The organism is Paenarthrobacter sp. TAF1 (assembly GCF_052113825.1).
Lineage (GTDB): Bacteria > Actinomycetota > Actinomycetes > Actinomycetales > Micrococcaceae > Arthrobacter > Arthrobacter nicotinovorans.
In genome coordinates this window covers 131,650-151,348 of sequence record NZ_JBFRDO010000008.1, presented here as the reverse complement: position 1 = coordinate 151,348, position 19,699 = coordinate 131,650, and the positions used below count along the sequence as shown (strand labels likewise).

The following is a 19,699-nucleotide window of genomic DNA, read 5'->3' as shown; positions in this document are numbered from 1 at the left end:
TTTGAGCTGGTCGCTTCYTCWCGTTCCGGGTGTTTGAGCTGGTCGCTTCTTCACGTTCCGSGTGTTTGAGCTGGTCGCTTCYTCACGTTCCGSGTGTTTGAGCTGGTCGATTCCCCACATCCCGCGTGTTTGAGCTGGGTGTGATCTGGGTTTGACCGAATCACCGGGAGTCTGATGCTGCCCGCTTGTCGGTGAGTCGCGAGGCCCGACGTCGGCACCCAGGCTGGGTGTCGACGTCTGGGCTTTCGCTCTTGTGCGGCTGAGGGAGGGTTTGGTTGAAGGGGGTGGGGTGTGAGGGAGGGTTTGGTTGAAGGGGGTGGGGTGTGAGGGAGGGTTGGGGTGTAGGGGGTGGGGTGTGAGGGAGGGTTGGGGTGTAGGGGGTGGGAGAATGGTGGAGGTGCCGGCTGCATGCCCCACCACCCCAGTGCTAATACAGCGGGGCTCCTCGGAACAGGATGCCTGCGCGAACCACTACGAAATGGATGACCCATGCCCTCGCCCTCCGGCTCCAGCACGCTGAGCAAGCCTGCACCCCGCTTCGCCTCGATCGGATCACCGTACTTCGGCATCATGCTTGCCGTCATGGCCGTGGTGCTGATCCTGTCCAATATCGGCGCCTCGAAGGGTGTGGTGCTCGGACCGATCATCACCGATGGCGGGTTCTTCCTGTTCCCGCTGGCCTACATCCTGGGCGATGTCATGAGCGAGGTCTACGGCTTCAAAGTGGCACGCAAGGCCATCATCACTTCCTTTGCCCTCTCGGTGTTCGCATCCCTCTGCTACTGGGTGATCATCATCCTTCCCGGCTTCAACGACGACTACGGAACCGCCAAGCAGGCCGCCATCGAGGGCGCACTCGGCCCGGTGCCGCAGATCGTGCTCGCGTCGCTGCTTGCCTTCCTGGCCGGCCAGACCATCAACTCGTGGATCCTTGTGAAGATGAAGGCACGCACGGGTGAGAAGAGCCTGTGGGCCCGCCTCATGGGCTCCTCGGTGGTGGGCGAGTTCGTGGACACCCTGATTTTCTGCAGCATCGCGGCGTCGGTCATCGGCATCACCGACGCCGGCTCGTTCGTCAACTACGTCCTGGTGGGCTTCGTCTACAAGACCGCCGTGGAGTTCCTGTTCGTGCCGGTCACCGTGCTGGTCGTCGGCTGGATCAAGAAGCGCGAGCCGAGCTACGGAGTTAGCTGAGTTCGCCGGAACAGCGCTGCGGACGCTAGGGCTGTGCGAGATCGCCGGACACGAGCGGCGATCTCGCACAGATCCCCCTTCCCGCACAGTCCAGGCGATCTCGCGAACCAGCACGAGGGCGGTCCTCGCGGCCGGCGTTGAGCTCACCGACGGAGGGCTTTCAGGACGCGCGCTTTGAACTCCTGCTCCTGAAACAGGTCCCGCCACTCCACCCGGATAAAGAACCAGCCGTCCTCGACGAGTGCTTTCTCCCGGCGTCGTTCCTCGAAGATCACACGATCCGTACGGGCGTACTTGAAGTACTTCACCTCTCCGTCGAACTCCAGGGCCACCTTCTCCTTCTTCCACGCAAAGTCCATCCGGTAGCGGCCGACCCGGCTTTGCACCTCTACCTGCGACTCGGGCATCGGCAACTTGAGCCGCTGGAGGAGATCACGGCACAGCGTCTCACCTGCGGATTCGGAGGCGGGGTCAGCATTGGCCAAGCATCTCCGCAGGGTCGTGACTCCTCGGCGTCCCGTTGAGGCACCGGCGCACGCCATCATGAGAAGCCTGTCGGCTCCGAGCCGAAGCGCATGATCCATGATGATCAGGGCCTGCGGGTAGCTCAGGGTCATGGCACAGTCCACCACCGTTCGTTCCAGGTCCGTTACGGGTAGGTACTCCACGGTGACGATCTGGGAGGCCGGCAACCGCAGCCTGTGGCCGCGGACATCCTTGCCAAGCCGGCCGCTGGAGGGGTTGGTGGGAAGAATGACATGGATCAGCTGGTCCACGTTCCATAGGAACAAGCCGTGCAGGCGGGCCGCGGAAGTATGGCTGTAGACGAAGTCCCCTTTGGACGTGACGAGCGTTCCGTGAGCATGCGCGTGAATCAGTTGTTTACCGCGGGCGTCGACGGGCTGTTTGTCCCACGCCGCCTTTCGGACGTAGCATCCCCGGCGTACACGGAGAAGCTCACCCCTCCGGACCAATCCGGCGATTGCGCGTGAACCAAGTCCCAGTTCGTTGAGTTGCTGTGTGCGCCACAGTGTTCCCAGTTGGGGGAGGGTCGGCATAAGTTTCTGGCTCATGTAACCAGCCTTGGCCGCGCGTCCGCCCCAAGACAGCCCCTGCTGCCGCTATGTGGAAAACGCTTGAGATCGCTGTAGTCATGCCGACGACGCGGGAGCTGTGCGAGGTCGCGGCTCAGCTCCAGGGATTTGGAACCGGACTAGCGATTTGGCACCGGTCCCGCGATCTCGGCGCGCCAGCGGGAGCGCGCCAGCGGGCGTCGGGCCGGGAGCGAGCGCAACCCCGGCCTACGAGTAGTAGCGCCCCAGCGTCTCGGCCTTGAACTCAAAGAAGTCCCCGGATTCGATGGCAAGGCGGGCATCGTCCACCATCTTCACCACGAACCGCTCGTTGTGGATGGAGATCAGCGTTGCCGAGATCATTTCCTTGGCCTTGAACAGGTGGTGGATGTACGCGCGGGAGTAATTCACGCACGTGTAGCAGTCACAGCCGTCCTGGAGGGGTCCGAAGTCCGTCTTGTAGCGGGCTCCCGACAAGTTGAAGCGCCCGAACGGAGTGTAGAACGCGGAGTTCCGGGCCACACGGGTGGGGGAGACGCAGTCGAACGTGTCGGCGCCGTTCTCAATGGCCGTAAAGATGTCGTCCGGCTCGGAGATGCCCAGCAGATGCCGCGGCTTGTCCTCGGGAAGTTCCTCGTTGCACCAGCGGACGATCGTGCCCAGGTTTTCCTTCTCCAGCGCACCGCCGATTCCGTAGCCGTCGAAGGGCATGGCACCGAGGTCCTGGCAAGCCTTGCGGCGAAGGTCCTCATACTGGGCGCCCTGGATCACGCCGAACAGTGCCTGGTACGGCTTGCCCACGCGGGACGCGGTCAGTGAAGCGTGCTCTTCCAAACACCGCAGCGCCCACAAACGGGTCCGCTCCAGTGACTCTTCCTGGTACGGCCGCGAATTTTGCAGCGTGGTGAGCTCGTCAAAGGCGAACATGATGTCCGCGCCGATCTGGTGCTGAACCTGCATGGAGATCTCGGGGGAGAAGCGGTGCCGGTCCCCGTTCAGGTGCGACTTGAACCAGACGCCGTCATCGTCAATGTGCGCCAGCCGCTCCTTGCCGGGAGCCACGGCGTCATCGGGGCCGGAAGAATCCACGTTCTTCATGTCGATGACCTTCTTGAACCCCGAGCCCAGGCTCATCACCTGGAATCCGCCGGAGTCGGTGAAGGTGGGCCCGGACCAGTTCATGAACGCGCCCAGCCCGCCGGCGGCGTCGAGGATTTTGGGCCCGGGCTGCAGGTACAGGTGGTAGGCGTTGGCAAGGACGGCCTGGGCGCCGAGCTCGGCGATGGACTCAGGCAGCACCGCTTTGACGGTGGCTTTGGTCCCGACGGCGATGAACGCGGGCGTCTGGATGGTCCCGTGCGGCGTGGTGATGGTCCCGGTGCGGCCCAGGAAGGCGCCGCCGTTGGCGTCCACTTGAGCGTCCGACGGCGAGCACGTCTCAGTCAGGCGCGTGCCCACCGAGAAGGAGAACTCGGATTGCCGGTCGGACAAACCGGGCAGCGCAGGGGAAGAAGCAGGAGCAGGAACTGAAGCTGGCACGCTACCAAGTGTGCCAGCTTTACCGTGGGTAACCTGCCCGGGTAAGGCTACTACCCGTAGTTTTCAGCTTTCCAGTTGTCCCACGACGAACGGATGTCCGCCAAGGTGTGGGCCCCCAGATCGTACGTGGAGGCAATCACCATGGAGCCGCCGTCGGGCCTTTTCTCCGGAATTGGCAGCTGCTCGGCGACGATCAATAGCCCATCCCCGTGCTCGGCGTAGCTGTGGACGGTGAGGCCAACCTGGTGCCGGCTCTTGAACCAGACCTTGCCGGAGATCTTCTCACCCGTCGCGAGGGTGAGCGAGTACTCCTCCCCAACGGGCGGCAAATCTCCGAGCCCCAGCTTCTCGATCGCGGGGCCGCCTTTGCCCGGCAGCGAGACGAAGTGCGTCCGCCGGTGCCCGTGCGGGTGCCGTTCCAGGGCGAAGCGCAGCTGGTGCAGGAACGTGAGCCAGCCTTGCGTGATGTCCTCGTCCCAGTCAGCCCACTCGGAATCGTGGTCAAGGGCGACCCTGGTGATTCTTACTTCCGTGCCGCCGGAGACGGGGTGGAGTTCAAAGATGTCCCCGCCGTTGACGGTGAGGCTGGTGTGATCGGGTCCTTCCACAACGTCCGTGTTGAAGTAGATTTGCTTGATTTCGTCGGCGAGATCGTCGGCTTCCCAACCGTGCCATTGGGCAACCAACGACGGTTCGCGCAGCATGGTCCAAACCTGCTGCGCATCGGCATTAACCACAACGCTCAGATTGTTCGTCATGGCCCCGAATCTACCGCCGTTGGCGCCCACATAACAGGTCTTGAATTTCCCGGAAAACGGCTTAGGCGCGGACCGATTCCAGTTCGTTTGCGATCCTTCGGGCCAGCTCGTCCTCGCCAATGGTCTTGGACCCGCCGTGGGCGCGCAGGAACATCAGCGCTTCGAGGCGCAGGAAGCGCCATTCGCGTTCGGCTTCGTGGTTGCCGTTGTCGATCGCGCGGAAGATTTCCTTGTCATAAAGGTTGGGTTCGTTGAGCGAGCGCTGCCGCACCCTGGCGTTGATCCGGGCCTTGAACGGGTCCTCTTCCTGGGACTCCGGTGCCCGGAGCAGCTTCTCGTAGACGGCGGCGCGTTCAGGCTGGCCGGCCTCGCGGCAGATGAAACTGGACAACGCCAAAGCACGCTCGATCGACGCCCACCGGTCCAGGTTTCCATCGAACGGCAGAACGTTCAGCAGATCCGCGACCTCCAAAGCGTGGTCCGGATCCCGCAGCACAATGCACAGATCGAATGCGAGGTTGCTGAGGTCCCGGAGGCAGCTTCCGGATTTGGTGTTGATGCCCTTCGCGAGCCGGTCTGCGAGCACTTGCACGCCGTTTTTGCCCTTGTGGTTGGCCGCGGCGGCGCTCACCACAGCTTCCGGGGTTCCTTCGGGTTCGGGAATGAGCGCGAGTTCTTCAGCACTCGGTCCGGTGTAGGCGGGCGGCGTTTCCGGGCGTGGAGGCACGACGACGGCGGGTCCGGCGGGAGCATCGGCGTCGGCTTCGGAGGAGGTGCTGGAGTCCGCAGCGTCGGCGTCGGCTTCGGAAGCGGTGCCGGAGTCGGGCCCGGGCGAGTCGGCCGTGCCGGCGTCGCCGGCGTCCGCGCTTGAGTCGGCCGGTGCCCCGTCGCCCACAGGAACACTGGACCCGACAGCGATCCGCACCGTGCCGCCGTCGTCCATTGCCAGGCGCAGCAAAGCGGCAACGCCGTAGTCATCGTTCTCGACGTCGATACTGACGATTTCCTGGGCCGGCCCGTCACCGGGTGGGAACACAAAATCCCCGGGCCGCAGGTCCCCAGCCTGCTTCTCTCTGTACTGCTGTGTGGCTGGGCTGTGAGTCATCGGAAGTCCTTTGGTTCTCTTGGGGTCCGCCGTCCAGTCTACAAAGACGCGCTGCTGCCGGGGCCGGGACCCGCTACAGGATCACGCCCGAGAATGCCAAAGCCTGCCGCACGAGGTTGCCCCGGCCGCCGTCGAATTCCTGCTGGACGTTCTCGCTCAGCACTTCCTGAGGCGTCATCCAGGTCAGTTCCAGGGCGTCCTGGCGCGGATCGCATTCTCCGGTCACCGGGATGACATAGGCCAGGGAGACGGCGTGCTGGCGGTCGTCCGTGAAGCCTGTCTGGGACGGCGCCGGGAAGTATTCGGCCACCGTGAAGGGGACCGGGCTGATGGGCAGCTGCGGGAAGGCCAGGGGACCGAGGTCCTTTTCCATGTGCCGTAGAAGCGCCGCGCGGATGGTTTCGCGGTAAAGGACGCGGCCGGAGACGAGGTAGCGCACCATGTTGCCATCGGCGTCGCCCTGCAGGAGCGTGCCAACCTCGTTTACGTATCCGAGCGGATCCAGCCGGACGGGGACGGCCTCCACGTAGACCATGGGGAGGCGGCCGCGGGCTTCGAAGAGGTCCTCATCAGAAAGCCAGCCTGGATACGGGTCCGGTGTACGTACGCTCATGGTTAAGTTCTACCGCATCCCCGGCCGAAGTTCCGTGGAGGCATTCCGGTTGCCGGGGCCGTTACGCTCTCGGCTGTATTACGGATGGGAGCCGGGGGCCTTCTCCACCACAATCGACGCCGGCGCGGAACCGCCCACGGCATCCGGATTGGCCACGTACAGGACGTCCTCGCTGATCCTCGCCTCGATGTCCGCTGCCTTCAGCCGTCCCAGCAAGGGTTCCAGGTCGCCGTCGTATTCGAACGCGAGGTCGCCGTTGGTGCTGTCCGCGCCGTGGATAACCCGCAGGACGCCGCCGTTCTTTGTGGTGAAGGAGGCCGATTCGTCGTCGTCGGCGCGTGGGCGTGCGCCGATGTTCCGGAGGTCGCCGGCGGCCAGGGCCACCAGCGGGCTGACCCAGGTCGCCACGACAGTGAGGGCGGGATCAGCGTCGGCGGACGTGGCCCAGGAGCCATCAGCGGCATGCGTGGCCGGGAAGGCGAAGAACTCGAATCCGTCGTCCGACGAGATCCGGACGGCAGGCCCGTCGGGGCCATGGTGGACTTCGGCCTGCGTGCCGTCGTCGTCGGTACGCCGCGCGAACTCTTCCAGGTCTCCTGCCTCGACGCTGAAGACCGTGCTGCCATCCAAGGGGTGTCCGTGCTCCACACGCCCCAGGGCGACGCGCCCGGAACCGGCGTCGAACTCCAACCAGTCACCGTCCTCGACGGTCACCACCAAACCCAGAACCCGCATGAGTACGGACCACTGTTCCGGACGGGACGTGTAATGGATGGGGCGTGCGCGCAACATTGGTCCTCCAGGTTCTGGGCGTCGTTCCAAGCCTATTCCGCGTGCCCGTATCGGGTCCCGCCCTTTCACCAGCAGAATGGGACCATGCCCATTGAGCTTGAGGAATTGGTAGTCAAAGACGGCACGGCCTGGCGCGCCTGGCTGGCTGAACACGCAGCAGAGAGCCCTGGCGTGTGGTTGATCCTGCACAAAAAGGGCGGCAACGTCACGGAACTGGACTACGACGCCGCCCTGGACGAGGCCCTGTGTTTCGGTTGGATCGACGGGCAGTCCAGGAGCCGGGACGCCGAAAGCTACTTCCAGCGCATGACCCCGCGGGGTCGCCGCAGCATCTGGTCCGCGCGGAATGTGGGCCATATTGCCCGGCTCGAAGCCGAGGGCAGGATGACCGACGCCGGCCGCGCCGCCGTCGACGCTGCGAAAGCCGACGGCCGCTGGGAGGCTGCCTACGCCGGCCCTGCCGACTCCGTGGTTCCGGACGACCTCGCCGCTGCCATCGCTGAAGTTCCCGAAGCACAGGCCATGTTCGACGTCCTCACGTCCCAGAACCGCTTCGCCCTGATCCACCGCACCAACCTGGTCAAGCGGGCCGATACCCGGGCGCGCAAAATCGCCGGGTTCGTGGAGATGCTGTCCCGCCACGAAACGCCTTATCCGCAAAAGAAAAAGCCGGCAACACCCCCGAAGCCCGCCGGCTAAAGCGTGGCGGCGGCCTCGAAAGTCATCCAGGCCTGCAGTTGGGTGGAAAGTTCGACGGCGGCACCCGCCGGATAGGTCTCGGTCGCCGGACTCAGGGGGTTGGGGGAGAAAAGCAACGGAGTGTGTCCTGTCGGCGTGCCGCGCACCAATTCCGGTGCTTCACGGCGGCCTGTCCAAAAGGCCCCGGCGGTGGCGAGGACCAGTTCGCGGGCAACCGTGCGCGCCTCCAGGGGAAGCCGTTCGTCCCGTCCCGCCAAAGCGAGGTAGCGGACCAGGATCCCGGTGAACAGGCCGCCGTCGCCGGTTCCATCGCCTCGGATCACCCGGGTGCCGGGAACCGTCAACTCCCGGTTAGTGGCCGCCACCAGCTGCGCTGCCCGTTCAAGGTTGTCCGGGCCGCCGAGTTCCAGCAGCGCCCCAAGAACCGGGCCTTGGTTGTAGGTGTACACGGCTTCCTCCAGGACGGGTTCACCGTTCCTGATCCGGATCCCGTCCTGATAAACGCCGCGTTCGGGATGAAGCAGCCTGGAATTGAGCCAGCCCACCAGGGCCTGTGCCCGCTCGCGGCGGCCGGTCCGGGCGAAATACAGGGCCACGGGTGCGGTAGCAGGTGTGTTTTTGAAGTCCCTCTTGGTACTCCAGAACGTCCCGCCGCCCAGGTCATCAGTGGACGCAGAATCGAACTGCAGCGTCAATCGTTTTTGGACGTAAGCATTGCGCCGGCGACCCGGCTTCCGGGTCTCCTCCGCGAGCCTTTCGAGCCTGAGCGTTGAGAGGGCGAGCCATGCCATGTCGTCGTAGTAGTGGTTCTCGAACCTGAACAGGTTCCTTAGCCGGATAGTGGTGACCAGCCGGGAAGCGAGCCTTCCGGCGCTCGGGCGGGACCCGCCGTCGAACCTTGTTTTCCTGGCGAGCTCCCGGCGACCCGTGTCCACCAGGCAATCCACATAATGTGCCTGCCACCAGTAGTGCCAGGGGCCCAGCAGGCTGCGGAGCGTGTTCCCCGGGATCCTGATGGCGCCGATGTGCGTGCCGGGCAGGAACAGCAGCCGCCGCCCGAAGCTGCGGGTCACGGAACGGGCTGCCTGGTCGGCGCGGCCGGCCCAATCGGCATCATCCGGGGTGGGGAGCGGTTGGTTGTCGAGGGCATCGTGCACGGGCATGGGAACAGCCTATCCGGGGACCGGGTGTGCACTGGCTCACAATTCCAGTTAACATGCATTAACGGATTTGGGTTCTGCATCAAGGAGGATGGATGGACATCAACGGCACGGTGGCACTGGTCACTGGAGGAGCTTCAGGTTTGGGCGCTGCCACCGCAAAGCGCCTGTTCGACGCCGGAGCATCAGTAGTCCTGCTGGACCTGCCCCAGTCCGCCGGCGAGGCCTACGCGGCGGAACTCAACGCCGGGAGCAGCGGAGGCAAGGCGGTCTTCGCTCCTGCGGACGTCACCAACGAGGCCCAGGTCCAGGCCGCCGTGGACGCGGCGACATCACTGGGGCCGCTGCGCATCGTGGTCAACTGCGCCGGTATCGCAACGCCGGGAAAGGTCCTCGGCCGGGACGGCGTCCTGCCCTTGGAGACCTTCAACAAAGTGATCCAAATAAACCTCATCGGCACGTTCAACGTGATCCGGCTGGCAGCTGCTGCCATGGTGGAAACAGAACCGGTGACCACCGGGCTGGGTGGTCCCGAACGCGGCGTCATCATCAACACCGCATCCGTGGCGGCCTTCGAAGGCCAGATCGGTCAGCCCGCCTACGCCGCCTCCAAGGGAGCGGTGGCTGCCATGACGCTGCCGCTGGCGCGCGAGCTGGCGCGCTCGCTGATTCGGGTGGACACCATTGCCCCGGGCATCTTTGAAACACCCATGATGGCCGGACTTCCCCAAGCGGCCCAGGACTCGCTGGGCCAGCAGGTCCCGCACCCCGCACGCCTGGGCCGGGCCGCCGAATACGCCAACCTGGCCGCGCACATCGTGGAAAACGCCATGTTGAACGGTGAAACCATCCGCCTGGATGGGGCCATCCGGATGGGCATCAAATGATGGGCGACTACAGCGGCACACCGGTAACGGCGGGATCCTCAGGTGGCACCCAGGCGTCAGCAGCGGATCTTCCCACAGCGGACTTCTTCGACTTCGAGTCGCTCCTGAGCGTCCAGGAACAGCGGAAACTCAACGAACTCCGGGCGTTTCTCGCCTCCGAGATCGCGCCGTACGCCGGGCAATGGTGGGAGAAAGCGGAATTTCCGGAGCATATCCTGCCGAAGCTAGCCGCGCTGCGGCTCAGCGCGCCGGCCCAGCGGGGGTATACCCATCTTTTCGCCGGCCTGGTCATCGCGGAGATGACGCGCGTCGACACCTCGATCGCCACTTTCTTCATGGTCCACCACGATCTCTTCGTCGAGTCCCTGTACGACTTCGGCAGCGACTCCCAGCAGGACCGCTACCTCGACGACGCCTCGAACCTCCGCACCACAGGCGCCTTTGCGCTCACCGAACCGGACCACGGTTCCGACGTCGCCGGTGGCATGGAAACCAGGGCCCGCCGCGTGGCACGCCCAGCGTCCGACGGCGGCGACTACTGGGTGCTCAACGGCGCCAAGCGCTGGATCGGCAACGGGACGTTCTGCGATTACATGCTGGTATGGGCCAAGGACGAAGCCGACGGAGCCGTGCGGGCATTCATCGTGGACGCTTCGTTGCCCGGCATCACCAGGAGCCGGATCGAGAACAAAATCGCACTCCGGACCGTGCAGAACGCCGACATCGTCTTCAGGGACGTGGAAGTGGCCGAGGCAGACAGGTTCTCAGGCATCAGCAGCTTTGCCGACACCAACCACCTTCTGCGCGGCTCCCGCATCATGGTCGCCTGGCAGGCGGTAGGCCAGCAGTTGGCCGCCTTCGACGTCGCCCGGCAGTACGCCGTCGAGCGCTTGCAGTTTGGAAAGCCGCTGGCCAGGTTCCAGCTCATCCAGCAGCACCTGGTGGAAATGCTCGGTAACGCGGTGGCCAGCATGGGGATGATGGTCCGCATAGCCCAACTGCAGGAGGATATCTTCACTGACGCGCAGGGTCTCCGGCACGGTGGTGCGGATATGGCCCAAGTGGCGCTCGCGAAGGCCTACTGCAGTGCGCGGATGCGCGAAACCGTGGCGCGGGGCCGTTCCATCCTGGGCGGGAACGGCATCGTCACCGATTACCGAATGGCCAAGATCTTCGCTGACGCCGAGGCAATCTACACCTACGAAGGCTCCTATGAGATCAACTCGCTGATCGTTGGCCGCGCCGTGACGGGCGTTTCTGCTATCGCCTAGGCCCAGGCCGGAGCCGGGGCTGCCTAGGCCTGGGGGACCTTCTCACCGGCCTCCACCCGGACATCGATCGAATTTCCCCGGACAGGCATGGGGCAGGTGCCGTATGGGGTGAAGGCGCTGGGGTAGTTGATGGCACGGTTGAAATCGATCACCACCGAGCCGTCAGGCCGGGGCCGGGGAATGAAGACCTTGCGCCACTCGTCCGTTGTGTCGCCATTGGTTTCATCGTGGAACGTGACGTTGAGCGCGCCGAGCTTCTCCGCCTCGGCATGGAGCCGGATCCCGTGCCCAATGCCGGGGACATGGAAAACAACCTCGCCCACGGAGCGGTGCACGCCGTCCACCAGGGGGTTGGCCGTTCCGATGGGGACGTCCTGGGGTTCTTCATACGGCTCGAAGCGGCCAGTGACCACCCAGTCAGGGTTGTAGTCGTAGGTCGGCACGCCCGTGAACTCTGTCAGGACCGGAGATGCGTCATCCCGGGTCCGGATGGCGTACTTGTCGGCACGCATGGCCAGCTCAACCACTACCTGCTTGCCGTCTGCGCCTCCGTACTGGACCCACATCAGGGATTCTTCGTCTTCCAAGACCGCGCTGATGGTGCCGTCCACCTTGTCACCGCTGGCCACCAATGTGAGGCCGTCTGCGGCGCTGGCAGTCAGAAATGCTGTTGTTCCGTCAGTGGACCAGAGCCCGGGCGCGAGCTCAACCTCGGACGGTTCTTCGGCCAGCCACTGGAAGGAGGTCAGGGTCAGCCAGCCATGCCCTGTGGAAAGCGCTGAGTTACGGCCCTCACGGAACCGCTCCCATCGGGCGATCCGCGGGTCGGTTGCTGTGGCAGATGAACTCATGGCTCTCCTTGGCTGGCCGTGGGGCGTTGGTGCACTTTCCTCAACCATGCACCGGGCTGCGGCATTCCCCGAATTCCTGTCTCCGGCACACGGCGTTGGAACGGCTCGCGCTGGCCCCCAACCCATGCCAGCGCGAGCCGCGTTTGATGGTCGATCCCCGGAGAGCCCGGGAACGATCCATCAGAGGGTGAGTGGCCGTACCGCGCATTTCATGACGCGATGGAACCCGGGGTCTTAGTTCGATTCGAAGAAAGAGACCACCGGGGCTTTGGAGGGGACGGCCGTTGATACTGCCGCCGTACCTCCTGCCAGTGGATAGAACTTGATGCGCGACGGCCTGAGGGCGCCGTCACCGACCTCCTCCATGGCTGTTCTGCATTTCATCACCCGGGCGAGGTTGCCTTCACTGAGCGGAAAGAGAACATGGACAGCGGAGTCCAAGTACATGGCTGTGGCGCCTGTTCCACCCAGTTGCGCCTTGACGACCTCCCCTATGAGGGCCAGCAACGTCCAGCAATGACTGCGGGTTTCCTGCGGGCCGGGAACCGAGATGACGGCCAGTGCGTGTGCCCCCTGACATTCAGTGGCGATCCCGGACACTTCATGGATGCGTCGCTGAAAATGGGCTTTGCTGGCCAGGCCCGTGTACACGTCGGTGCAGGAAATGGGCGGGGCCGTCTCAGCAACTTCCGCCCAGCCTTCTGCCAATGATTGGAGGGCATCGATGTCCAGGGATTGTTTGGCCGCAGTAAAAAGTGCCCTGAAATCCGTCATGGTCTCGCCGATGCTCACGCCGTTCCTCGCTCTGGCGGCGCCCAGGGATTTTGCTGAGGTTGCCGGAACCGCCGCGCTTGTGGCGAGGGATGTCACCACGGAGCGGACCTCCGGCTGAAACCAATCCGAGCGGAAACGCCAGCCGGCCTGATAGCTGGTGCTTTGCCATCTGCGCAGCAGAAGGTGCCGCGCAAAGGTGCATTCGCCCAGTGATTTTGTGCGGAACGATGTCATATTCGAGCAGTGCACTTTTCGGGCGTTTCGTGACGAAACAGCTCCAAGAGATCGTTGGTAAACATTGTGGACAAATTCGCGTCACGACTCCCGGGCGACCCCCACTTCATATGTATGGGCAGGGTTCATTACGTTTTGGGGGCGCTTAGATGGCACGGCGGTCACGCTCGAGCAACAAATCAAACCGCGGAGTCAACGACGATGGACATCTGATTGAGCTGGTCCGCAGCGGGGATATGTCGGCCTTTAACCACCTGTATGAGCGGCACGTAGCCATTGCCTCCACCGTTGCCAAGCGCAATGTGGACAATCCGAGCGATGCTGAAGATGTCGTGGCCGAGGCCTTCCAATCAGTTCTTCAGAGCCTGGTGGCCGGCAAAGGCCCGGACACATTCTTCCGGGCATATCTGTTGTCCACGGTGACCCGGTTGTCGCATCAGCAGAATCGTAAGAGCAGCAGGGTTGTTCCCAGCGGGGATGATTCGGTGCTGGACCAGACCATGGCCGAGCCCGATGCCGCCGTCCAGGCTTTCGAGTCGAGCACGGTGGCCCGGGCGTTCCGCTCATTGCCGGAACGGTGGCAGGCAGTCCTGTGGTACCTGGACGTTGAACGCATGAAACCGGCGGCTGTTGCGCCAATACTGGGAGTGTCGGCCAACGCCGTTTCCGCTTTGGCTGTACGAGCCCGTGAAGGTCTGCGGAGACAGTACCTGCAGTTCCACCTTGACGAAAAAGCCGAGGGCGCCTGCGCGGAGTTTGTCACGAAGCTCGGCTACTTCATTCGCGGCGGCCTCTCCAGCGGTGCCGAGGCCAAAGTCCGCGGACACTTGCGCGGCTGTGCAAAATGCACGGCAGCCCTCGCCGAGCTGAACGATGTCCAAGGAACCATGCGTGCCGTCCTTCTGCCCTTGATCACGGGCATCCCGCTTGCAGCATGGGTGGGGAAAGGTGCCGGACTTGGGATGCTGGGCGGGATTCTGCCGGTCAAGGGTTTCCTTGCCGTGCCTGCGCTTGCGCAGCCGGCGGTCATGGCACTCTCCACTGCTGCCGCCGTTGGATTGGTGCTCGGTGCCGTGGGAATCGTCGACCTCATTTCGCCCGATGCTTCATTGGAGCCCCGGGCCCTTGAAACCGGCGCTGTGCATGTGGATCCCAGTCCATGGCCCTTCACACCCCCGCCCCCACCTACACCCACTACCGCGCCCACACCTGCCCCTGCTCCCGTGGAAGAGCAACCGGTACCCGTCACTTCCCCTGAACCGGTGGCGACGCCTGCTCCGGTGCCGACGCCGTCCGCCGCCACCGCGCCCAAGCCGCCTTCGCCGTCGCTGGCCGTTGTCGGCGGTTCAGCGAAATGGGTCACTACGACGGATCGGAACGGCGCGAAGACTTCCAGCGTTTCAAGCTGGGATATCGCTTTCACCGCGTCAGGCACACAACCCCTGGGTAATGGCAAAGTCGTCATTGCGCTGGAAAACGGTGACCTGATCCAAGCCAGGTCCGTTGCGGCTCCTGATGGTTGGTCGTGTTCGGCAGCAAGTTCCAATGCTGTCTCCTGTGTAACGGATTCAGTCCAGAGGAGCGACCTCCACTTCCATCTGGAGTCCGCCCCCAAAGTGCCCAATACCGGCGGAGTGCTCAGGTACTCCCTCAGCGGCACGGGGCTCACGCCGGCCAACTTTGCCTGCGAGTACTGAGGGGAGTTGCGATGGTGCGGGTGTTGGTGACAGGCGTTGGCGGTTCGGCCGGGCTTTCTTTGTCCCGTCAGTTGCGGGACCAAGGACACTGGGTTTTGGGCGTTGACATGCGGCGGGTCCACGCTTCGGCGGCAGATGCTTTGGCAGTGGTTTCGCCAGTCGACGCACCGGCGTATTTGTGGGAGCTGCGCGGACTCGTGGCGGCCCACGGGATCGAGTTGGTCATCCCTACGGTGAACGCGGAGCTGCTCACCGCCTCGGTTGCCCGGGAAGGCTTCGCACCCGGGGTGGAGGTGCTGATCGCCGATCCGGCTCCGATGTCCATCGCGCACGACAAATACCTGACGATGGGATGCCTTGCCACCGCGGGGGTGGGAGTTCCCGATTTCGGGTTGCCGGGGGACTTCAGCTCCATGAACGAGGCCATGGCCAGGATGGGCGGATGCCTGGTGGTGAAGCCAAGGGTTTCGCGTGGTGGCCGGGAGGCGCGGGTGTTGAAAAGACACAGCGACGGCGGCCGGAACGCCGAACGGTTTTGGCGTTCCCTGGATGACTCCTGGCTTGTTCAACGCTGTGCCTCCGGAACCGGATACGCGTCAATGGTTCACAGAGATGGAGCAAGCCATGACCACGACACCCTTGTGGTGGTCCTGGAGAAATCCAAGCTCACCCGCGGACGTTCGGACAACGTGGTCCCGCTCAAGAGACTGGAAGCGTCGATGGCACCGGACGTGGCCAGGACGGCAGCGGCAGCGACTGAGGCGTTGGGGCTCACGGGCGCCGCTGCCATCGACATCCGTCGAATGCCTGACGGGCGCCCTGTGGTTTTGGAAGTCAATGCCCGCTTTGGTGCCAACAGTGCCTACGCGCCCGAGCTCCTGGAGCACGCCATGAGGCAGTACGCGGCCGGGCAGATGCTCCGGGGAGCCGTGTGACTGATTGCAGTCCGGCAGGCTGGCTGGAACGAGCTCGAACCAACCGGGTTGGGACCCGATGGCCGTCACGGAGCCCGGCCATAGTGCGTTACGGCCGGGAGGAGAAGCCCGTGCCAAATTTTGAGACGCATTCTTTGCTGGGGTCGGGGCCGGGTAAGATCCCGTAGGAAACAACAGTAATCCGGCTCACAGTATCCAGCGCAGTGTACGGGCCAAACCTGACCCCGAAGGTATGTATCCATGGTTCACACTGCCCATCAAGACACCGACCTCGCTGCAGAACTGCGGGCCGACGTGCGTCGCGTTTCGACTCTTCTGGGGGAGTCGCTGGTTCGGCAGCACGGTCCGGAATTGCTCCAGCTCGTGGAGCAGGTGCGTCTGCTGACCAAGGAATCGAAGGAAGCCGCGCGGGGCGGCGCGGATGCGACGGGTCCATGGAGCGCGCACGACGTCGTAGCCCAGGTCCGCGAGTTGCTCGCCTCCCTGCCACTGGACCAGGCGACGGATCTGGTCCGCGCCTTTGCTTTCTATTTCCACCTCAGCAATGCGGCCGAGCAAGTGCACCGCGTCCGGGGACTCCGCACCCGTCAGGAAAAGGACGGCTGGCTGGCCAAGGCCGTGTCCGAGATCGCCGGGCAGGCAGGCCCGCAGGTTCTCCAGGACGTCATCAATGAACTCGATGTGCGTCCCATCTTCACAGCGCACCCCACGGAGGCTTCGCGGCGTTCTGTGCTGGACAAGGTCCGCAAGCTCTCTGATGTCCTGGCCGAAGCTACGGAGGAAGGCACCTCGGCGAGGCGCCGCCAAGACCGCCAGCTTGCCGAAATCATCGACCAGATGTGGCAGACGGATGAACTCCGCCAAGTGCGCCCCACTCCGGTGGATGAAGCGCGCAATGCCATCTACTACCTGAACAGCATCCTCACCGACGCGATGCCGGAGATGCTGACTGATCTGTCCGAGCTCCTCGAGGAACACGGCGTGAAGCTGCCCGCAGCGGCTGCCCCTCTTCGTTTTGGTTCCTGGATTGGTGGAGACCGCGACGGCAATCCGAATGTGACGGCTGCCGTGACCCGCGAGATCCTGCAGCTCCAGAACCAGAATGCCGTGCGGATCAGCATTGCCCTGATCGATGAGCTCATTTCGGTCCTGTCCAACTCCACGGCCCTTTTCGGTGCCGACCAAGCGCTCCTTGATTCCATCACCGAGGACCTGAAGAACCTGCCGGGCCTGGACAAGCGCATCCTTGAACTGAACGCGCAGGAGCCGTACCGGCTCAAGCTGACCTGCATCAAAGCGAAGCTGATCAACACGGGCCGCCGGGTTTCCGGTTCCACGCACCACCAACCGGGCCGCGATTACGCCACCACGTCCGAGCTGCTGGCAGAGTTCGGCTTGCTCGAGGATTCCCTGCGGAACCACTCGGCCGGGCTGGTGGCCGATGGTGCCCTGGCGCGCGTTCGCCGGGCCATCGCCGCCTTCGGCCTCCACCTGGCCACCCTGGACATCCGTGAGCACGCCGACTACCACCATGACGCCGTCGGACAGCTTGTGGACCGCCTCGGTACCGAAAAGCCGTACGGCGAGCTGACCCGCGAGGAACGGTTCGCGTTTCTCGGTGCGGAGCTCGCGTCACGCCGGCCCCTCTCCGGCCACCCGATCAAGCTCGAGGGCACGGCAGATGGCACGTACGACGTTTTCCGGAGCATCCGCCAAGCACTGCACACCTATGGCCCGGACGTGGTGGAAACCTACATCATCTCCATGACCCGAGGCGCGGACGACGTCCTGGCCGCAGCTGTGCTGGCCCGCGAGGCCGGCTTGTTCGACCTCTTCGGAGCCAAGCCCCACGCCAAGATCGGTTTTGCTCCGCTGCTGGAAACCGTGGAAGAGCTGCGTGCTTCGGCGGAGATCGTGGACCAGTTGCTGTCCGATCCTTCGTACCGCGAACTTGTCCGCCTCCGCGGCGACATCCAGGAAGTCATGCTCGGGTACTCGGATTCCAATAAGGAGTCCGGTGTGATGACCAGCCAGTGGGAGATCCACAAGACCCAGCGCAAGCTGCGAGACATTGCTGCGAAGCATGGCGTGCGGGTGCGCTTGTTCCACGGCCGCGGCGGTTCGGTTGGCCGTGGTGGCGGACCTACCTACGACGCCATCATGGCCCAGCCGAACGGTGTGCTCGAAGGAGAGATCAAGTTCACCGAGCAGGGCGAGGTCATCTCGGACAAGTACTCGCTTCCTGAACTGGCCCGCGAGAACCTTGAACTGTCCCTGGCGGCGGTGATGCAGGGTTCGGCGCTCCACCGCACTCCGCGTACCTCCGAAGACGAGCGCGAGCGTTACGCCAACGTCATGGAGACCATCTCCGACGCCGCGTTTGCCCGGTACCGCAAGCTCATTGACGACCCCGACCTTCCTGCCTACTTCCTCGCCTCCACCCCGGTGGAGCAGCTGGGTTCCCTGAACATCGGATCACGTCCTTCCAAGCGTCCGGACTCCGGGGCAGGACTCGGAGGGCTCCGTGCCATTCCGTGGGTCTTCGGGTGGACGCAGTCCCGGCAGATCGTTCCTGGCTGGTTCGGTGTGGGCTCAGGGTTGAAGGCTGCCCGCGAGGCCGGGAACACCGGGCAACTCGTTGAAATGATGGACCGTTGGCACTTCTTCCGTTCAGTTATTTCGAACGTGGAAATGACCTTGGCCAAGACGGACATGGAGATTGCCGGACACTACGTTTCCTCCTTGGTCCCTGAGGAACTGCACCGCTTGTTCCACATGATCCGTGACGAGTACGAACTCACCGTGGCTGAGGTTGAACGGCTCACCGGTGAGATGGAGTTGCTGGACGCCCAGCCGACGCTGAAGCGTTCCCTGGAAATCCGCGACCAGTACCTGGATCCGATCAGCTACCTGCAGGTGGAACTTCTCCGCCGCGTGCGCGAGGAGTCGGTCTCCGGCGCCGAGATCGACGAGCGGCTTCAGCGGGCCATGCTCATCACGGTCAATGGCGTGGCAGCCGGCCTGCGCAACACCGGCTAGGCAGCCGCCGGACCGGAATGCTCCCTCACTTCCTGGTGGGGGAGCATTCCTGCTTAAGCGGGCCACGGGAGGGCGTTAGGGTGGTGGGATGCCGTCGTTCCAGACCAAGTTGAAGATCACTGGCCTCAAACCGGGCAACGCTCCGGAGTCCGTCATGGCCGCAGCGGTCGAAGCCTTGGAAACCCGCCACCACGTTGAAGCGAACCAGCTGGATATCGTGGGCGGCGTCCCGCAGATCAGCCTTCGTTTCATGGTGGATGCCCGGGACTATTCGGGTGAGAACGACGAAGCACGGACGTCGGCGTCGATGATGCGTGACGCCGTCGAGCGTGTTGCGGTGACCGGCAGCCTGTACGTGCTTCGCCGGAACCGGGGCCGCTGGTCGCCTGTCTAGGGCTGCAGGCCCTCTTCGGGCCGCGCTACGTCGCCGGGAGCGTCGCCGTCGAACGGTTCGTCCACGGGGGAGCGGGTCCCGCGCCGCCGGGTGACGATCAGGCCAGCAACCACGCCGATCACCAGGCCCACACCAACGCCGATGAGCGAGCTGGCCCAAAACGGCAGCTTGGTGGTGGAGCCGGTGAAGTAGCCCAGACCCACCTGCCACACAGCCCACAGGACTCCGCCCAGGCTTGCACACAATCCGAATCCGCGGACCGAAACGTTGGCAATCCCCGCTGCGGCCGACGTCGCGAGCCGGCCACCGGGGATGAAGCGCGCGCCGATAATGGTGCCGTAGGTGGAGGAGCGGCCGGCTCTGGCGATGGCCTCGTGGATGCCGCGGTGGACCCGCCGGCCCCATGACCAGCGGTCCAGGACATGGCTGATCCGCCGTTTGAACAGAAGGAAGACCGCCATGTCCCCGAGCCAGGATGCGAAAGCGGCCAGGAAAAGAATCAGCCAGAAGTTGGCGTGTCCATCGGCTGCGAGCGCTCCACCGGTGATGACCACCATTTCGGAGGGGATGGGCGGGAAGATGGCATCGCCCAGCACAATGGGGACGATCCACAGGTAGATAGCGGATCCCCATGTCTCCGGGGCAGTGATGTCCATGGGCACAAGGTACCGCACTTGCCGACCC

Annotated in this window: 18 protein-coding genes; 8 read left to right on the top strand and 10 right to left on the bottom strand. The window is 64.1% G+C overall.

The features are described from left to right. Positions 1–489 precede the first annotated feature (489 nt). Positions 490–1,194, top strand: coding sequence for a queuosine precursor transporter (locus AB4Y81_RS13040; protein ID WP_018778021.1), 705 nt, complete (start codon positions 490–492; stop codon positions 1,192–1,194). Positions 1,195–1,337: 143 nt separating this feature from the next. Here the strand turns inward: AB4Y81_RS13040 and AB4Y81_RS13035 are convergent, their stop codons facing one another. The 6 genes from AB4Y81_RS13035 to AB4Y81_RS13010 form a co-directional block, all read right to left on the bottom strand. Then, positions 1,338–2,267 carry a type IV toxin-antitoxin system AbiEi family antitoxin domain-containing protein gene (locus AB4Y81_RS13035; protein ID WP_079581575.1) on the bottom strand — a complete coding sequence of 310 codons (930 nt, stop codon included), beginning with the start codon at positions 2,265–2,267 and terminating at the stop codon, positions 1,338–1,340. Positions 2,268–2,495: 228 nt separating this feature from the next. Beyond that, entirely contained in the window at positions 2,496–3,806 is a 1,311-nt protein-coding gene (gene tgt, locus AB4Y81_RS13030; RefSeq protein ID WP_441996045.1) for a tRNA guanosine(34) transglycosylase Tgt, read from the bottom strand. A 50-nt stretch (positions 3,807–3,856) separates the two neighbouring features. Beyond that, positions 3,857–4,564, bottom strand: a complete 708-nt coding sequence (locus AB4Y81_RS13025) for an SRPBCC family protein (RefSeq protein ID WP_210077436.1) — start codon at positions 4,562–4,564, stop codon at positions 3,857–3,859. Between the two features lie 61 nt (positions 4,565–4,625). Continuing rightward, on the bottom strand, positions 4,626–5,669 hold the full coding sequence (locus AB4Y81_RS13020; RefSeq protein WP_441996044.1) for a DUF6707 family protein: 1,044 nt from the start codon (positions 5,667–5,669) through the stop codon (positions 4,626–4,628). Positions 5,670–5,742: 73 nt separating this feature from the next. Next, complete coding sequence (locus AB4Y81_RS13015; protein WP_018778016.1) at positions 5,743–6,282, bottom strand: NUDIX hydrolase family protein; 540 nt, start codon at positions 6,280–6,282, stop codon at positions 5,743–5,745. Between the two features lie 78 nt (positions 6,283–6,360). After that, entirely contained in the window at positions 6,361–7,074 is a 714-nt protein-coding gene (locus AB4Y81_RS13010) for a hypothetical protein (RefSeq protein WP_441996043.1), read from the bottom strand. Between the two features lie 84 nt (positions 7,075–7,158). On the opposite strand from AB4Y81_RS13010, the gene AB4Y81_RS13005 reads away from it, so the two are divergent. After that, positions 7,159–7,773: a YdeI/OmpD-associated family protein gene (locus AB4Y81_RS13005; RefSeq protein WP_441996042.1), complete on the top strand. Its 615-nt coding sequence runs from the start codon at positions 7,159–7,161 to the stop codon at positions 7,771–7,773. Here the strand turns inward: AB4Y81_RS13005 and AB4Y81_RS13000 are convergent. Next, positions 7,770–8,936: a glycoside hydrolase family 76 protein gene (locus AB4Y81_RS13000; protein WP_441996041.1), complete on the bottom strand. Its 1,167-nt coding sequence runs from the start codon at positions 8,934–8,936 to the stop codon at positions 7,770–7,772. The genes AB4Y81_RS13005 and AB4Y81_RS13000 overlap by 4 nt on opposite strands. Before the next feature lie 92 nt (positions 8,937–9,028). On the opposite strand from AB4Y81_RS13000, the gene AB4Y81_RS12995 reads away from it, so the two are divergent. Together AB4Y81_RS12995 and AB4Y81_RS12990 are read left to right on the top strand one after the other, a co-directional pair. Beyond that, the gene (locus AB4Y81_RS12995; protein WP_039239682.1) at positions 9,029–9,820 is read left to right on the top strand and encodes an SDR family NAD(P)-dependent oxidoreductase; all 792 of its coding nucleotides are present in this window, start codon (positions 9,029–9,031) and stop codon (positions 9,818–9,820) included. Then, a complete protein-coding gene (locus AB4Y81_RS12990) occupies positions 9,820–11,091 on the top strand; it encodes an acyl-CoA dehydrogenase family protein (RefSeq protein ID WP_441996048.1) in 1,272 nt (423 codons plus the stop codon). The genes AB4Y81_RS12995 and AB4Y81_RS12990 overlap by 1 nt, the downstream gene beginning before the upstream one ends. A 23-nt stretch (positions 11,092–11,114) precedes the next feature. On the opposite strand, the gene AB4Y81_RS12985 is transcribed toward AB4Y81_RS12990, so the two are convergent. Together AB4Y81_RS12985 and AB4Y81_RS12980 are read right to left on the bottom strand one after the other, a co-directional pair. Then, positions 11,115–11,942, bottom strand: coding sequence for a DUF1684 domain-containing protein (locus AB4Y81_RS12985; protein WP_441996040.1), 828 nt, complete (start codon positions 11,940–11,942; stop codon positions 11,115–11,117). Between the two features lie 234 nt (positions 11,943–12,176). Further along, on the bottom strand, positions 12,177–12,950 hold the full coding sequence (locus tag AB4Y81_RS12980; RefSeq protein WP_055976873.1) for a hypothetical protein: 774 nt from the start codon (positions 12,948–12,950) through the stop codon (positions 12,177–12,179). 149 nt (positions 12,951–13,099) lie between these two features. On the opposite strand from AB4Y81_RS12980, the gene AB4Y81_RS12975 reads away from it, so the two are divergent. The 4 genes from AB4Y81_RS12975 (at position 13,100) to AB4Y81_RS12960 (ending at position 19,015) form a co-directional block, all read left to right on the top strand. After that, positions 13,100–14,647, top strand: coding sequence for a sigma-70 family RNA polymerase sigma factor (locus AB4Y81_RS12975; protein ID WP_441996039.1), 1,548 nt, complete (start codon positions 13,100–13,102; stop codon positions 14,645–14,647). Positions 14,648–14,658: 11 nt separating this feature from the next. Next, on the top strand, positions 14,659–15,582 hold the full coding sequence (locus tag AB4Y81_RS12970; RefSeq protein WP_441996038.1) for an ATP-grasp domain-containing protein: 924 nt from the start codon (positions 14,659–14,661) through the stop codon (positions 15,580–15,582). Between the two features lie 240 nt (positions 15,583–15,822). Further along, positions 15,823–18,621 carry a phosphoenolpyruvate carboxylase gene (ppc, locus tag AB4Y81_RS12965; RefSeq protein WP_110504971.1) on the top strand — a complete coding sequence of 933 codons (2,799 nt, stop codon included), beginning with the start codon at positions 15,823–15,825 and terminating at the stop codon, positions 18,619–18,621. Positions 18,622–18,709: 88 nt separating this feature from the next. Beyond that, positions 18,710–19,015, top strand: a complete 306-nt coding sequence (locus AB4Y81_RS12960; RefSeq protein WP_416429506.1) for a hypothetical protein — start codon at positions 18,710–18,712, stop codon at positions 19,013–19,015. On the opposite strand, the gene AB4Y81_RS12955 is transcribed toward AB4Y81_RS12960, so the two are convergent. Then, on the bottom strand, positions 19,012–19,671 hold the full coding sequence (locus tag AB4Y81_RS12955) for a DedA family protein (protein WP_441996037.1): 660 nt from the start codon (positions 19,669–19,671) through the stop codon (positions 19,012–19,014). The genes AB4Y81_RS12960 and AB4Y81_RS12955 overlap by 4 nt on opposite strands. Between the last annotated feature and the right edge of the window lie 28 nt (positions 19,672–19,699).